The organism is Micrococcus sp. Alg238-R198 (assembly GCF_900537135.1).
GTDB lineage: Bacteria > Actinomycetota > Actinomycetes > Actinomycetales > Micrococcaceae > Micrococcus > Micrococcus luteus.
Genome location: NZ_UNRH01000002.1, coordinates 204,432 through 218,463, shown reverse-complemented (window position 1 = coordinate 218,463; position 14,032 = coordinate 204,432). Strand labels below are relative to the sequence as shown.

Below are 14,032 nucleotides of genomic sequence, written 5' to 3'. Positions count from 1 at the left end.
TGACACCGGGCCGGGCGCCGCCGTCGTCGGCCTCAGGCCAGCAGCAGGGCGACGGCGATCATCGCCGGGATCGCGACGATCGTGGTGACCAGGATCGTGTCCTTCGAGACGCGCAGCCCCGCGTCGTAGCGCACGGCGGTGACGAACACGTTCTGTGCGGTCGGCAGCGAGGCCAGGACGACGGCGACGAACACGTGCCGTGCATCCAGGCCGAACACGAACTGCGCGAGCAGCCAGGCCAGCAGCGGATGCACCACCAGCTTCACCGCCGAGGCGAGCAGCACGTCCGCGCGACGCCCGCCGGCGCGCTCGAGCGGCCGCGAGCCGACCAGCGACATGCCGAACGCCAGGAGCATCGCCGGGATGGACAGCCCGCCGATGAGCTCCACGGACTCCATGAGGGGGCCCGGCAGCGACCAGCCGGTGAGAGAGAAGGCCAGGCCGGCCACCGAGCCCAGGATCAGGGGGTTGGTGACCGTGTGGCGGACCTGGTCGGCCACGGCGCGCCCGGGGGAGCGGCGCACCGCACGGCGCCGGCCCGCCGTCGTGCGTCGCCGGGCCTCGCGCGCGGTGGCGGCGTCCATCGCGGCCACGTAGAGCGGCGTGTAGATCGCCAGCTGGAAGATGAGCGCCGGGGCGGCCAGGGCGGCGTCGCCGAGGACGTAGGCCGCGATGGGAATGCCGAGGTTCGCCGAGTTCACGAGCGAGGCGCTGAGCGCGGACATGATCCGCTCCGAGGCCGGCCTGCCCTTCAACAGCGGGATCGTCACCGCGAGGTACAGCGCGGCCGCCGCGAACGCGGACAGCGAGGCCACCCACAGCTGGGGGCCCAGCACGGCGCCCACGTCCGCGCGGGAGAGCGTGACGAACAGCAGCGCCGGGTTGCCGATGAAGAACGCCGCGCGGGAGAGCACGGTGCGGCCGTGCTCGCCGAGCACCCCCGTGCGCCCCACCAGGACGCCCACGAGGATGATCACCCACACGACCGCGAAGCCGGAGAGCACCTGGGTCACGGACGGGCCTCCACGGGTCGGGGTGGGGCGGTCCGCGGCGGGGTCAGGGGCATGGCGCGATCCTACGCCGCGGGCGTCGGCTAGCCTGGATCACGACGGCGGCGCCCACCGCCGAGCGCGCCACGCGGCCCGGCCCCGCGCGGCAGGGCCCTGCAGCCCGGCGCGAAGGGGAGCGGATCCTCGGGCCCACCCACACGCGACGGACGTCGTCCCCGACCCGCGGCGCGGCATGGCCGGGAGCGCGCCGGCGAGGATGCACCATGACCCGTCAGTCCGACCTCAAGACCCTGATCCGCGCCCGCATGGCCGTCACCGGTGAGCGGTACACCGCCGCGGCGGCGGCCCTCGCCGACGAGTGGCAGTCCGCCGAGCGCTACCACGCGACCGTGCTCGCCCGCTTCTTCGACGGGGACCGGCTGCGCTCCATCCCCGCGCGCCGCAAGCCGCGGGTGGCCGTCCTTCTCGAGCTGCTGCGTCGCTTCAGAGCGGGCCGCGCCTACGCGGAGGCTGAGGTCAACGACCTGCTGCGCCCCGCCCACGAGGACGTGGCCACGCTGCGTCGCGAACTCGTGGACTACGGGTTCCTCGACCGCGCCGACGGTGTCTACCGGTTGGCGGACGCCGGGCCAGACCTCGACCCGCGCTTCGCCGCGGACCTGCCGGTCGACCTGGAACGCCGGCTGCGCGAGATCCGCGCGGGCCGTTGAGGGGAGCGGCGTAAAGCGACACGGCCCCGGGTCCCTCGCGTGAGGGGCCCGGGGCCGTCGTCGTGGTGTGGAGCGGGCGACGGGAATCGAACCCGCGTATCTTGCTTGGGAAGCAAGCGCTCTACCATTGAGCTACGCCCGCGCAACCGCTCGGTTTCCGCCTGCGGCGCGGGTACCACGATACACCAGCCCGGCCGGTGCACCGGCCCCGTGTCGTCATCGAGCCCCGCGGACCCGTACGTCAGTGCACCGGGTCCGCCGCGCCGACCTCGCGCGACCGCACCCGCCGCGTCGCCGCCCGGGCGCGCGAGCGACCGAACGCGTCCGCGTACCGCATGAGCACCGGCCCGGCGACCGCCAGGGCGAGCACATAGGCCGTCGCGAACGCGGTCATCTCCGGTGGCACGCCACCCGCCGACGCGGCGAGCCCGGCGATCACGATGGAGAACTCCCCGCGGATCGTCAGGGCCGCCCCCGCGCGCCAGCGGCCGGCCACGCCGATCCCCGCCCCGCGCGCGGCGAGGTAGCCCGTGGCCACCTTCGTGGCGGCCGTGACGAGGGCCAGGGCCAGCGCGGTCAGCAGCACGGGCGGCAGGGTGCGCGGATCCACGCTCATGCCGAACAGCACGAAGAACAGGGCGGCGAAGAGGTCGCGCAGCGGCTCGAGCACGGCGCGGGCCTGTTTGGCGGCCGCTCCGGAGATCGCGATGCCCAGCAGGAACGCGCCCACACCCGCCGAGACCTGCAGCGCCCCGGCCACGCCTGCGACGACGAGCGCCAGCCCCAGCACCGTGAGCAGGAAGTTCTCCTGCTCGTCCGAGTGCAGCAGCCGCGAGATCTGGGGACCGTACCGCACCGCCACCCCCAGCACGAGGGCGACGACGACGAGCGCGACGCCCGCCGCCTTCAGACCGGAGACAAAGGCGGTGCCCGCCGCGAGCGCCGTCATCACGGGCAGGTAGACCGCCATGGCCAGGTCCTCGAACACGAGCACGGACAGCAGCACGGGGGTCTCGCGGTTGCCGACGCGGCCGAGGTCGCCGAGGACCTTCGCGATGATGCCGGAGGAGGAGATGTAGGTGATGCCGCCCAGTACGAGGGAGCCCACCGGCCCCCAGCCGAGCAGCAGCCCGGCCACCGCTCCGGGGGTGAAGTTCAGGACGATGTCCAACACACCGGCCCGCCAGGAGCCGCGCAGCCCGTCGACGAGCTCACGGGCCGAGTACTCCACGCCGAGCATGAGCAGCAGGAGCACGACGCCGATCTCGGCGGCCAGTCGGCTGAACTCCTCGATGGGCTCCATGGGGTTGTGCGCGACACCGGCCGCGTCGACGTGGGTGAACAGCAGCCCGCCGACGCCGACCATGAGTCCGCCCAGCAGGTACAGCGGGACGGGGGACATGCCGATCTTTCCGGCGAACCGGCCGAGGGCGCCGAGCAGCAGGAGCACGGCCCCGAGCTCGATCAGGGCGATCAGCGTGGTGTCCACGGGGGCCTCAGGCGGCCAGCAGCCGCTCGGCCTTCCGGAGGCCCTCGCTGGTGCCGACCACCACGAGCAGGTCGCCGCCCTCGAGGAGCATGGTCGGGGCGGGGGAGGCGTGGGTGACGCCGGAGCGGACGACGGCGACGATCGAGACGCCGGTGCGCGTGCGCATGCGGGTCGCCCCGAGCACCTCGCCCGCGTACGGGGAGTCGGACGGCAGGATCAGCTGACGGGTGGTGATGCCGGGCAGGTCCGCGTGCTCCTCCTGGAGCTGGGAGACCAGTCGCGGCCCGGACAGGAGCGCGCCCAGGGCGGACGCCTCCTCGAGGGTCAGGGGGAGCGAGGTCGCGCAGGCGTCCGGGTCCTCGGCATCGGAGAGGATCAGCTCGGTCTGGCCGTCGCGGTGGGTGACCACGCCGATGCGGCGGCCGTCGGCGAGGGCCAGCTCGCGGCGCACGCCGATGCCCGGCAGGGAGGTCTCGTGGAGGCTCATGTCGTACATCGTAGGTTGTGGCCGCGCCGTCGACGTCCTGGCCGCCGTTTCCCGAACGAAAGTGCGCCAGGGGCCGCCGTTTCCCGAACGAAAGTGCGCCGGGGGCCGCTGGTAGAGTCCGAACCGCGTCCGGCCGCGGCCGGCCGCGTCCGGCAGCCCCCGTCCCGGAAGGACGTCCCATGCGCGACACCACGGCCGACGCGGCCCAGGTCCCCGCCCACCCCGACGACACGGCGGTGTACCGCTACCTCGCGTTCGGGGAGACGGACCGCCCCTTCCTCGTGGGCGGTCCCCGGCCCGCACCGCCCGCCCCCGCCGCGACGCCGTCCCCGGTCGCCGACCTCGAGTCGGTCCGCGCCGCGATCCGCGCCCACGGCGGTCCCCTGGCCTCGACCGCGCAGGTGTGCGGCCGCCCCGCCCCGACGCCGCCGGCCGCCGGCGCGTCCCGTGGCCTGCGCGGCGCCGCGCGCACCCTGACCGCGACCCGGCGCGACGTCGCCGCCCGCCTGGCCGACTCCCGCGAGCGCGCCGACGTGCCCGTCGAGGCGCTGCTGAACTCGGCCTTCGTGGACGCCCACGCGGACGAGCGCCCCGCCGACCGCGGCGTGCCGCGCGGGCGGCTCGCCGGCCTGGTGGACGCCGTCCTCCCGCCGGCCCGCCCCGCGGACGACGACGCCGCGGCCGGCCTGCTGCTCGCCCTGCGCGAGCCGGTCCGCGAGGTGTTCGCCTCCGACTCGTTCGCCGCCCGCCCGTACGCCGACGCGCCCACCGTCCGCGCGCTGTTCGAGGACTTCCTCGCCCACCCGCGCCGGCACGACCCCGAGCGCTTCTGGCGCCTGCTCAACCTCGAGCTCTGGCTGCGCGAGGCGGTGGACGCGGACGCCGCCCCGGCCGGCCCCGCCGCCGCGGTCGACGAGGCCGCGGGAGCCCCGGCGCCGGCCAAGCCGGACCACGAGCCGAACCCGGGCAAGGAGCTCGACCTGGTCTCCGCCGAGGACGGCCGCCGCTACCGCCGCTTCCCCGTGCAGACCGGCCTGGTGGACCGGGACACGGACCTGCAGGCCTACCTGCGCGGCGAGATCGAGGACTTCTTCCGCGACCTGCCCGCGGACGCGATGCCGCAGGACGCCCCGTGGCACTTCTCCGTGTCCGAGAAGATCGTGGCCATCACCCAGGGCCGCTCCTACTACACCTGGGAGGTCCGCCCCTCCGTGGCCGCGCGCGCCCTCTCCCGCCTGGTCACCCGCACGCCCGCGGGCATCGGTCTGGGTGACCCCACCACCATGCAGCTGGCCATCCAGGAGGCCGGCCTGCCGCGCATCGTGCTCTCCGCGGCCGCCGGCGCCGCCGGCAAGGTCGCCGGCAAGCGCGGTGTGTTCTACAACGTGGTGGGCGGCAACGTCCGCGCGATCGACGGGCCCACCACCTACTCCACGTTCCCGGCCAACGTCTCGGCCAAGCTGCCCCCGGCCGAGCCGGACCGGGTGGCCGCCGAGGTCTCGGCGATGATCCGGGCGGCGGACATCCCGGCCTGGGCGAAGGCCTCCTTCGCCGGCACCGTCGTGATGGACGCCAACGACATCGGCCGCAACGCCCTCGGCAAGGACACCGCCGCGTCGGCCGCCGTCCTCGAAGCCGCCTTCGCGGACAACCCGCTGGGCCAGGGCCGCGAGCGCACCCCGCTGGCCGTCGTCGTGCGAATGGACTGAGCCGTGCTGCTCTCCGACCGTGACATCCGCGCCGAGCTCGACTCCGGCCGCGTGGGCCTGGACCCCCTCGACCCGGCGATGGTCCAGCCCGCGTCCGTGGACGTGCGCCTGGACCGGTTCTTCCGGCTCTTCGACAACCACCGGTACGCGCACATCGACCCGCGCCAGGAGCAGGACGAGCTGACCCGGCTGGTGGAGGTGGACCCGGACGAGGCCTTCATCCTGCACCCGGGGGAGTTCGTGCTCGGCTCCACCTATGAGCAGGTCACGCTGCCGGACGACCTCGCCGCCCGCCTCGAGGGCAAGTCCTCGCTGGGGCGGCTGGGCCTGCTGACGCACTCGACCGCCGGGTTCATCGACCCCGGTTTCTCCGGGCACGTCACGCTCGAGCTGTCCAACGTGGCCACGCTGCCCATCACGCTGTGGCCGGGGATGAAGATCGGCCAGCTGTGCTTCTTCCGGCTCTCTTCGGCGGCCCAGTCGCCGTACGGCACCGGGGCCAACCAGAACCGGTACCAGGGTCAGCGCGGGCCCACGGCCTCCCGGGCGCACCGCGACTTCCATCTCACCCGCATCGAGCGATGACCGACGTCGCGCTCCCGCCGGTCGCCTCCGCCGCCCCGCGCCGCCAGGTGGCCGCGTGGGCGCTGTGGGACTGGGGCTCGGCCGCGTTCAACGCGGTCATGGTCACCTTCGTGTTCGGCACCTACCTGGCCTCGGACGCGTTCGGGCCGGACGAGCGGGGCACGGCCTGGCTCTCGACGGCGATGGCGGTGGCCGGCGTCGTCATCGCAGTCACCGCGCCCGTGATGGGCCGGCGCGCGGACGGCGCGGGCCGGCGCCGCCTCTGGCTGGGGGTGATGACGGCGGCGGTGATCGCGTGCACCGCGGCGTGCTTCTTCGTCACGCCCCGGGAGTCCTCCCTGCTGCTGGGCGTCACCCTGATCGCCCTGGGCACCGTGTTCTTCGAGTTCGCGGAGGTGCAGGTCAACGCGATCCTCGTGCAGATCTCGACGCCGGCCACGATCGGCCGGATCTCGGGGATCGGCTGGGGAGCGGGCTACCTCGGCGGGATCCTGCTGCTGCTGATCGTGTTCGTGGGCTTCGTCTCGGGGGACGCGCACTGGTTCGGGATCACGGAGGACGAGGGGCTGAACATCCGGGTCGTGGCGCTGGTGGCCGCGGCGTGGTTCCTGGTGTTCGCGATCCCGGTGCTGGTGGCCGTGCCGGACCCGGCGCCCGCGCCGTCCCCCGGCGGCGGCCCGCGGCGGGAGTCCCTGGCGGCCTCGTACCGTGCGCTGGGGTCCACCCTGGCGCGGATGTGGCGCGAGGACCGCAACACCCTGTGGTTCCTGCTCTCCTCGGCGGTGTTCCGCGACGGCGTCGGGGCGGTCTTCGTCTACGGCGCCATCCTGGGCACCACGGTCTACGGGCTGGCGGCCTCGGACGTGATCCTGTTCGCGATCGCGGCCAACGTGGTGGCCGCCCTGGGCGCCTTCGTGGGCGGGCGGCTCGACGACGCGGTCGGTCCGCGCCGAGTGATCCTCGGCTCGCTGGCCGCCATGGTCCTCGTGGCCGGGGCGCTGTTCTTCGCCTCGGGCACCCTCGCGTTCTGGGTCGGCGGGCTGGCGCTGTGCCTGTTCGTGGGCCCGGTGCAGTCGGCCTCGCGCGCGTTCCTGGGCCGGCTCACCACGCCGCGGACGGCCGGCGAGGTGTTCGGGCTGTACGCCACCACGGGCCGCGCGGTCGGGTTCATCACGCCCGCCCTCGTGACGCTCGCGCTCGCCCTGCACCCGGACAACCGGGTGGTCATCCCCGTGATCGCCGTCGTGCTCGTGGCCGGTGGGCTGCTGTTCGCCCGCGTCACGGAACCGATCACGCGGAGCGCGGAATCGATTCGCTGACCCCGGGCGGGATGCATCCCTCCGCTAGTCTGGACCGGACCCTCGCCCGTGCCTGACGAAGGGACCGCATGCTCGTCACCCTGACCGCGCTCTTCGTCGTCGCGCTCGCCGCCCCGGTGCTCTTCCGGTGGACGGGACGTCAGGGGTTCTATCTGCTCGCCGCCGCTCCCGCGGCGGGCTTCGTCTGGCTGCTCACCCAGCTGCCACACGTGTTCGCGCTGCAGGAGGCGCTCGACGCCGGCCGGCCGGTCCCGGCCTCGGCGGCGCACCTGGACCGCACCGTGCCGTGGGTGCCGTACCTCGAGATCGAGCTCGCGTTCCGCATGGACGTGCTGGCCGCGTTCATGTCCCTGATCGTGCTGGGTGTCGGCGCGCTGGTCCTGGCCTACTGCGCCCGCTACTTCCGGGAGCACGAGGCGAAGAACGCCGTGTTCGGGGGCCAGCTGCTGGCCTTCGCCGGCGCGATGTTCGGCCTCGTCACCACGGACGACCTCATGGTGCTCTACACCTTCTGGGAGGTCACCTCCGTCCTGTCCTTCCTGCTGATCGGCTACTCCGGCCACCGCATCTTCGCGCGCCGCTCGGCCATCACCGCGCTGATCGTCACCACGGTCGGCGGCCTGGCCATGCTGGCGGGCCTGATCATGCTGGCCCACATGGCCGGCTCCTGGCGGATCTCCGGCGTGCTGGCCGCGGCCCCCGGCCTCCTCGCGGACGACGGCGGGCGCGTCCTGCTCGAGGTCGCCGTCGGCCTCGTGCTGATCGGCGCGCTGACCAAGTCCGCCCAGGCGCCGTTCCACTTCTGGCTGCCGGGCGCGATGGCCGCGCCGACCCCCGTGTCCGCGTACCTGCACGCGGCGGCCATGGTGAAGGCCGGCGTCTTCCTCGTGGCCCGCCTGGCCCCGGAGTTCCACGGCCTCGCCATGTGGCAGGTCCTCGTGATCGGCGTGGGTCTGTGGACCCTGCTGCTCGGCGGCTGGCGCGCCCTGCGGCAGACAGACATCAAGCTCGTCCTCGCGTACGGCACGGTCTCCCAGCTCGGCTTCCTCATGGTGGCCAACGGGCTGGGCACCCGCGACGCCGCCATGGCCGGCCTCGCCATGCTCCTGGCCCACGCGGTGTTCAAGGCCCCCCTGTTCATGGTGGTCGGCATCATCGACCACGAGGCCGGCACGCGCGATCTGCGCCAGCTCTCCGGGATCGGCCGCCGCCACCCGGCCCTGGCCGCCGTCGCCGTGGTGGCGGGCCTGTCCATGGCCGGCCTGCCTCCGCTGTTCGGCTTCGTGGCCAAGGAGTCCGTCCTGGAGGGCCTGGCCGCCCACGGCGTGGCGCACGCGGACGTGTGGGGCTGGACGCCGCTCGTGCTCATGACCGTGGGCTCGGTGCTCACCTTCGCCTACACGTGGCGGTTCCTGTGGGGCTCGTTCGCCGCCAAGCGGGACGAGGAGGGGGCCGCGGTCCCCGTCACGCGCTTCCACACCCGCGTCACCACCCTCGAGCTGGCCCCGGCCGCGCTGCTCGCGCTCGTCGGCCTCGTGCTCGCCTTCCTGCCCGGCCCGGTGGAGGGGATCATCACCGCCCACACGGGCTCCCTGCCGCCGCTGGACCCGGAGGAGGCGCCGGCGTACCTGGCCCTGTGGCACGGCTGGACGCCCATCCTCGCCCTCTCCGCGGGGGTCTGGGTGCTCGGCGCGCTGCTCGCCCTCGGCCGGACGGGAGTCGAGGCGTTCCAGCGCCGCGTCGAGTTCCCGGTCGACGCCCTGCGCACGTACCGGAAGATCACCGGCGCCCTCGACGAGGTCGCCATCTGGGTCACGGGGCGCACCCAGACCGGCTCCCTGCGCCGCTACCTGGGCATCATCCTGGCCACCGCGTTCCTGCTGCCGGCCGCGTTCCTGCTCTTCCCCGTGGGGCGCAGCGAGCGCACGCTGGCCACCTCGTTCCTCTCCGCGGACGTCGCCTGGTTCCAGACCCCGGCGCAGCTGGTCGTGGTGCTGATGATCGCCGTCGCCACCGTGTTCGCCGTCCGCGCGCGCCGCCGCTTCAAGGCGATCATGCTGGTGTCCGTGACCGGCTACGGCGCCGCCGCCCTGTTCGCGATGCGCGGCGCCCCGGACCTCGCGATCACCCAGGTGCTCGTGGAGACCATCATCCTGGTCACCCTCATCCTGGGCCTGCGCGTGCTGCCGCCGGACTGGTACGACCGCCGCACCGGCTCGCGGCGGATCGCCCGCATGGCGGTCGCCGGCGGCTTCGCCCTGACCATGATGTGGATCGCCGCCACCGCGCTGGCCGCCCGCACGGCGGAGCGGATCTCGCTGCCCATGCCGGAGCTCGCCTACACGGACGGCTACGGCACGAACGCCGTGAACGTCACCCTCGTGGACATCCGCGCGTGGGACACGTGGGGCGAGATCACGGTGCTGGCCGCCGCGGCCACCGGCGTGGCCTCCCTGATCTTCCTGCAGCACCGCGACGGGCGCACCCGCAGCATCGACGACGTCGCCCCCGGCTCCGTCGGCGACTTCGGCGCCGACTCCTCGCTCGGGGCCCGCGAGCTGTCCGTCGTGCGCAGCTTCGCTGTGGACGATCGCAAGGGCCAGTGGCTCGTGGCCGGCCACACGATGGCCCCCGAGCGGCGCTCGATCATCCTCGAGGTCGTCACCCGCTTCATGTTCCCGATCATGATGCTGCTCTCCGTCTACCTGCTGCTGGCCGGGCACAACACCCCCGGCGGCGGCTTCGCCGGCGGCCTGCTCGCAGGCCTGGCCCTCACGCTGCGCTTCCTCGCCGGCGGCCGGTACGAGCTGCAGGAGGCCTCCGTGATCCCGGCCGGGCCCATGATCGGCCTGGGCCTGGCGATCGCCACGCTCACCGGGATCGCCCCGCTCTTCTTCGGCGGGCAGATCCTGCAGTCCTATGTGGTGGAGTTCACCGACCTGCCGCTGTTCGGCGACGCCCTCAAGCTGGTCTCGGCCACGGCGTTCGACATCGGCGTGTACCTCGTGGTGGTCGGGCTCGTGATCGACGTGCTGCGCTCGCTCGGCGGTGAGGTGGACCGCCGGGGCGAGGAGGCCCGCCGCGCCCGCCTGCGCGCCGCGGCCCGCCGTCGTCATCCGCGCATGCCCACCCCGTCCACCCCCGACGCCCCGGAGGCCGCCCGATGATGACCGTCGACCTGGCCCTGCTCCTGGCGATGGGCGTGATGTTCGCCGGGGGGATCTACCTGGTGCTCGAGCGCAGCCTGACGCGCATCCTGCTCGGCATCGTGCTGATCAACAACGGCGCCATCATGCTGCTGTTCCTCTCCTCGGGCGGCACGGGCCTGGCCCCGCTGTTCGTGCGCGGACGGGACCCGCACGAGTACGCGGACACGCTGCCGCAGGCGCTGATCCTCACCGCGATCGTGATCGGCTTCGCCGTGGTCGCGTTCCTGACCGCCATGATCTACCGCTCGTGGCTGCTCGTCCGCGAGGACGAGGTCGAGGTGGACGCGGAGGACGTCAAGATCGCCCGGATGCCCGCCTGGGACGCGGAGGACGACGCGGAGCTCGTGGCGGAGTCCTCCGAGTTCCTGGACGACGCCGCGGACCCCAACGCCCACTACGAGCACGCGACGGAGGCACGGCCCCAGGTGCAGCACGCCACGCCCGCCCCCCAGGCGCCCACCGGATCCGGGGCAGCGTCCCGCGGCCGCCGTCCCGAGGGCGGGGAGCGCGCATGAGCATCGGTTCCGTCCCCCTGACCGACCTGGCCCCGCTGGCCGTCATGCTGCCCGTGCTGGGCGCGGCCGTGACCTTCATGCTCGTGCGCCGCCCCCGCGCGCAGATCACCGTCACGGTCTCCGCGCTCGTGCTCACCCTCGTGCTGGACGCGCTGCTGCTGGCCGCGGTCTGGGACACCGGGGTCGCGGCCGTCCACCTCGGCGGCTGGCCGGCCCCGCTGGGCATCAGCCTCGTGGTGGATCGGCTCTCGGCCCTCATGCTCGTGGTGTCGGCGCTGATCACCCTGGCGGTGCTGCTGTACGCCTCGGCCCAGGGGCTGATCAACCGGGACGAGGGCGGACCGGTCTCGATCTTCCACCCCACGTTCCTGATCCTCGTGGCGGGCGTGTCCAACGCGTTCCTCGCCGGCGACCTGTTCAACCTCTACGTGGGCTTCGAGATCCTCCTGACGTCCTCCTACGTGCTGCTGACCATGGGCGGCACGGCCCAGCGGATCCGCGCGGGCGTCACCTACGTGGTGGTCTCCGTGATCTCCTCGGTGGTGTTCCTGATCGCGATCGCGATGATCTACGCGGCCACCGGCACCGTGAACATGGCGGACCTGGCCGTGAAGCTGGGCGAACTGCCCACCGACGTGCAGATGGTCCTGCACGTGCTGCTCCTGGTGGGCTTCGGCATCAAGGCGGCCGTGTTCCCGCTCTCCTTCTGGCTGCCGGACTCGTACCCCACCGCGCCCGCCCCGGTGACCGCGGTGTTCGCGGGCCTGCTCACCAAGGTCGGCGTATACGCGATGATCCGCACCGAGACGCTGCTCTTCCCGGGGGAGCACGTCAACGCGCTCCTGCTCGTGGTGGCCGCGCTGACCATGGTGGTGGGCATCCTCGGCGCGCTGGCCCAGACGGACATCAAGCGCATCCTGTCCTTCATCCTCGTCTCCCACATCGGCTACATGATCTTCGGCCTGGGCCTGGCCACGGAGGCGGGGCTGGCGGCCACCGTGTACTACGTGGCCCATCACATCACCGTGCAGACCACGCTCTTCCTCGTCACGGGTCTGATCGAGAACCGCGCCGGCACCGCGAACATCGACCGCCTCGGGTCCCTGGCGAAGGTCTCCCCGTTTGTGAGCGTCCTGTTCCTCGTGCCCGCGCTCAACCTCGGCGGCATCCCGCCGTTCTCCGGCTTCCTCGGCAAGGTCGGCCTGCTGCGCGGCGGCGTCGAGCAGGCCACGCCCCTGGCCTACACGCTGGTGGGCGTGTCCCTGCTCGTGTCCCTGCTGACCCTGCTCGTGGTGGTGCGCGTGTGGACCCGCGCGTTCTGGCGCCGCGTCGAGGACCTGGAGCACCCGCCCGCCCAGCTCGTGGCCGCCTACGAGCGGGCCGTCGCCCGTGGCGAGCGCCCCCGCCCGCTCGAGCCGGGCCTCGTGCTGCCCACCACGGCGCTCGTGGGCCTGACGCTGGTGTTCACGGTGGCCGCCGGTCCGCTGTTCGCCCTGGCCGACGAGGCCGCCACGGACATGCTCGACCGCTCGCCCTACATCGCCGCGGTGCTCGACGACGCCGCGGCCGAGCGGGCCGCGGCCACCCTCAGCGTCGACCCGACGGAGGTGCACGATGCCCGGAAGTGACTCCGCTCGCCGCGACGTGGTGCGCCCCGACCGGATCCGGGGCATCGTGGCCCAGTGGCCGCTGATCCTCGTGATGGTGGCCGTGTGGTGCGCCCTGTGGCAGGACTTCGCTCCGCACGTGGCCCTGACCGGCCTCGCCTTCGCGCTGCTGATCATCGGGCTCTTCCCGATGCCGGACATCCCGTTCAGCGGCCGTCTGAACCCCTGGTGGTCCCTCGTGTTCACGGTGCGGTTCCTCGTCGACGTCGTGCGCGCCTCAGTCAACGTGACCGGGACGGTGCTGCTGCGTGGCCGCCGCGCCCGCGGCTCGATCGTGGGCGTCCCGCTGCGCAGCCACGACGACCTCATCATCACGCTCGTCAGCCACGCCCTGGCCCTGGTGCCGGGCTCGATCGTGCTGGACGTGGACCGGGTCCGCTCCGTCCTGTACTTGCACGTGCTCGACGCGACCACGGACGAGGACGTGGCGGGCTTCCGCGCCAAGGCCCTCGACGTGGAGGCGGGCATCATCCGCGCCGTCGGCACGCGTGAGGACCTCGAGCTGGTCCGCCGCTTCCCGAGTTCGGCGCCCCCCGCCGCCCGCCCCCCGAAGGAGGAGGCCTGATGGACCCCATGGACCTGGCCACGTGGGCCGGCGGGGCGCTGCTCGTGGTCGGCGCCGTCGGTGCGCTCTACCGGATCGTGCGCGGCCCCTCGCTGCTGGACCGGGCGGTCGCCACGGACGTGCTGCTCGTGGTGTTCTCCGGGATGCTCGTCCTGGAGATGGCCGTGCACCGCCACACCCACCACGTGGTCCTCGTGGTGCTGGCCGCCGCCGTCGGCTTCGTCGGCTCGGTGACGGTGGCGCGCTTCGCGGAGGACCGGCGCCCGGACCACTCGCTCGAGGACCAGGCGCGCGTGCCCGGCACCACGGACGTGCCGGGCGGGGAGGAGGGCCGATGACCGACACCGCCACGCTCCTGGACTGGCTGGCCGCGTTCCTGCTCGTCAGCGGCGCCTTCTTCTCCCTGGTGGCCGGCGTGGGCCTGCTCGTGCTGCCGGACCTGCTGGCCCGCATGCACGCCGCCGCCAAGCCGCAGGTCCTCGGCCTGCTGCTCATGCTCGCGGGGCTGGCGATCGAGTGGCGCTCGTGGGTGTGGCTGCCCGTGCTGTTCCTGGCCTGGGTCACCCAGATGGTCACGGCCCCGGTGGCCTCCCACCTGGTGGGCCGCACGGGCTACCGCACCAAGCACGCCCGCCGTGAGCTGCTGCACCGGGACGAGCTGGCCGCCGTCGTCCGTCGGGCCGAGCCCCCGGCGGACCCCGGGCCGCGCCGCGCCGGCGCCCGGCCACGCGGGCGCCGCTGACACCACCCCGCACAGCACGACGGCC

General features: G+C 73.6%; 12 protein-coding genes, 1 tRNA gene and 1 pseudogene. 10 read left to right on the top strand and 4 right to left on the bottom strand.

Translation table 11 applies throughout. From position 1 onward, the window contains the following. Positions 1 to 32: 32 nt before the first annotated feature. Complete coding sequence (locus G6R13_RS03030) at positions 33 to 1,013, bottom strand: AEC family transporter (protein ID WP_159833465.1); 981 nt, start codon at positions 1,011 to 1,013, stop codon at positions 33 to 35. Between the two features lie 260 nt (positions 1,014 to 1,273). Between G6R13_RS03030 and G6R13_RS03025 the strand changes: the two genes are divergently transcribed. Beyond that, positions 1,274 to 1,720, top strand: a complete 447-nt coding sequence (locus G6R13_RS03025) for a DUF2087 domain-containing protein (protein ID WP_065572502.1) — start codon at positions 1,274 to 1,276, stop codon at positions 1,718 to 1,720. Between the two features lie 68 nt (positions 1,721 to 1,788). On the opposite strand, the gene G6R13_RS03020 is transcribed toward G6R13_RS03025, so the two are convergent. The 3 genes from G6R13_RS03020 to G6R13_RS03010 form a co-directional block, all read right to left on the bottom strand. Continuing rightward, positions 1,789 to 1,862: transfer RNA gene (locus tag G6R13_RS03020), tRNA-Gly, on the bottom strand. A gap of 99 nt (positions 1,863 to 1,961) precedes the next feature. Beyond that, a complete protein-coding gene (locus tag G6R13_RS03015) occupies positions 1,962 to 3,209 on the bottom strand; it encodes a cation:proton antiporter (RefSeq protein ID WP_159833463.1) in 1,248 nt (415 codons plus the stop codon). A 7-nt stretch (positions 3,210 to 3,216) separates the two neighbouring features. Then, positions 3,217 to 3,696 (bottom strand): TrkA C-terminal domain-containing protein, encoded by a 480-nt coding sequence (locus G6R13_RS03010; protein ID WP_101962221.1) that lies wholly within the window; start codon positions 3,694 to 3,696, stop codon positions 3,217 to 3,219. A 179-nt stretch (positions 3,697 to 3,875) separates the two neighbouring features. Between G6R13_RS03010 and G6R13_RS03005 the strand changes: the two genes are divergently transcribed. From G6R13_RS03005 to mnhG, 9 genes and pseudogenes are all read left to right on the top strand, one after another. Beyond that, on the top strand, positions 3,876 to 5,405 hold the full coding sequence (locus G6R13_RS03005; RefSeq protein WP_145015386.1) for a hypothetical protein: 1,530 nt from the start codon (positions 3,876 to 3,878) through the stop codon (positions 5,403 to 5,405). A 3-nt stretch (positions 5,406 to 5,408) separates the two neighbouring features. Further along, entirely contained in the window at positions 5,409 to 5,990 is a 582-nt protein-coding gene (dcd, locus tag G6R13_RS03000) for a dCTP deaminase (RefSeq protein WP_036317147.1), read from the top strand. Further along, positions 5,924 to 7,309: pseudogene (locus G6R13_RS02995) on the top strand (MFS transporter); the annotation flags it as partial. The gene dcd and the pseudogene G6R13_RS02995, both read left to right, overlap by 67 nt. A gap of 68 nt (positions 7,310 to 7,377) precedes the next feature. Continuing rightward, positions 7,378 to 10,476: a Na+/H+ antiporter subunit A gene (locus tag G6R13_RS02990; RefSeq protein WP_163721013.1), complete on the top strand. Its 3,099-nt coding sequence runs from the start codon at positions 7,378 to 7,380 to the stop codon at positions 10,474 to 10,476. Further along, positions 10,473 to 11,033 carry an NADH-quinone oxidoreductase subunit K gene (locus G6R13_RS02985; protein WP_101962225.1) on the top strand — a complete coding sequence of 187 codons (561 nt, stop codon included), beginning with the start codon at positions 10,473 to 10,475 and terminating at the stop codon, positions 11,031 to 11,033. Before G6R13_RS02990 ends, G6R13_RS02985 begins: the two co-directional genes overlap by 4 nt. After that, the gene (locus G6R13_RS02980) at positions 11,030 to 12,661 is read left to right on the top strand and encodes a Na+/H+ antiporter subunit D (protein WP_102708544.1); all 1,632 of its coding nucleotides are present in this window, start codon (positions 11,030 to 11,032) and stop codon (positions 12,659 to 12,661) included. The genes G6R13_RS02985 and G6R13_RS02980 overlap by 4 nt, the downstream gene beginning before the upstream one ends. Continuing rightward, positions 12,648 to 13,265 (top strand): Na+/H+ antiporter subunit E, encoded by a 618-nt coding sequence (locus G6R13_RS02975; RefSeq protein WP_102708545.1) that lies wholly within the window; start codon positions 12,648 to 12,650, stop codon positions 13,263 to 13,265. The genes G6R13_RS02980 and G6R13_RS02975 overlap by 14 nt, the downstream gene beginning before the upstream one ends. Next, on the top strand, positions 13,265 to 13,603 hold the full coding sequence (locus G6R13_RS02970; RefSeq protein ID WP_036317163.1) for a monovalent cation/H+ antiporter complex subunit F: 339 nt from the start codon (positions 13,265 to 13,267) through the stop codon (positions 13,601 to 13,603). Before G6R13_RS02975 ends, G6R13_RS02970 begins: the two co-directional genes overlap by 1 nt. Further along, entirely contained in the window at positions 13,600 to 14,007 is a 408-nt protein-coding gene (gene mnhG, locus G6R13_RS02965; protein WP_073116706.1) for a monovalent cation/H(+) antiporter subunit G, read from the top strand. The genes G6R13_RS02970 and mnhG overlap by 4 nt, the downstream gene beginning before the upstream one ends. Positions 14,008 to 14,032 lie beyond the last annotated feature (25 nt).

Coding starts and splice junctions, on each gene's coding strand:
- G6R13_RS02980 (WP_102708544.1), top strand. CDS start 11,030: ATGAGCATCGGTTCCGTCCCCCTGACCGACCTGGCCCCGCTGGCCGTC.
- G6R13_RS02970 (WP_036317163.1), top strand. CDS start 13,265: ATGGACCCCATGGACCTGGCCACGTGGGCCGGCGGGGCGCTGCTCGTG.
- G6R13_RS03005 (WP_145015386.1), top strand. CDS start 3,876: ATGCGCGACACCACGGCCGACGCGGCCCAGGTCCCCGCCCACCCCGAC.
- G6R13_RS02990 (WP_163721013.1), top strand. CDS start 7,378: ATGCTCGTCACCCTGACCGCGCTCTTCGTCGTCGCGCTCGCCGCCCCG.
- G6R13_RS02975 (WP_102708545.1), top strand. CDS start 12,648: ATGCCCGGAAGTGACTCCGCTCGCCGCGACGTGGTGCGCCCCGACCGG.
- G6R13_RS03010 (WP_101962221.1), bottom strand. CDS start 3,696: ATGAGCCTCCACGAGACCTCCCTGCCGGGCATCGGCGTGCGCCGCGAG.
- G6R13_RS02985 (WP_101962225.1), top strand. CDS start 10,473: ATGATGACCGTCGACCTGGCCCTGCTCCTGGCGATGGGCGTGATGTTC.
- mnhG (WP_073116706.1), top strand. CDS start 13,600: ATGACCGACACCGCCACGCTCCTGGACTGGCTGGCCGCGTTCCTGCTC.
- G6R13_RS03025 (WP_065572502.1), top strand. CDS start 1,274: ATGACCCGTCAGTCCGACCTCAAGACCCTGATCCGCGCCCGCATGGCC.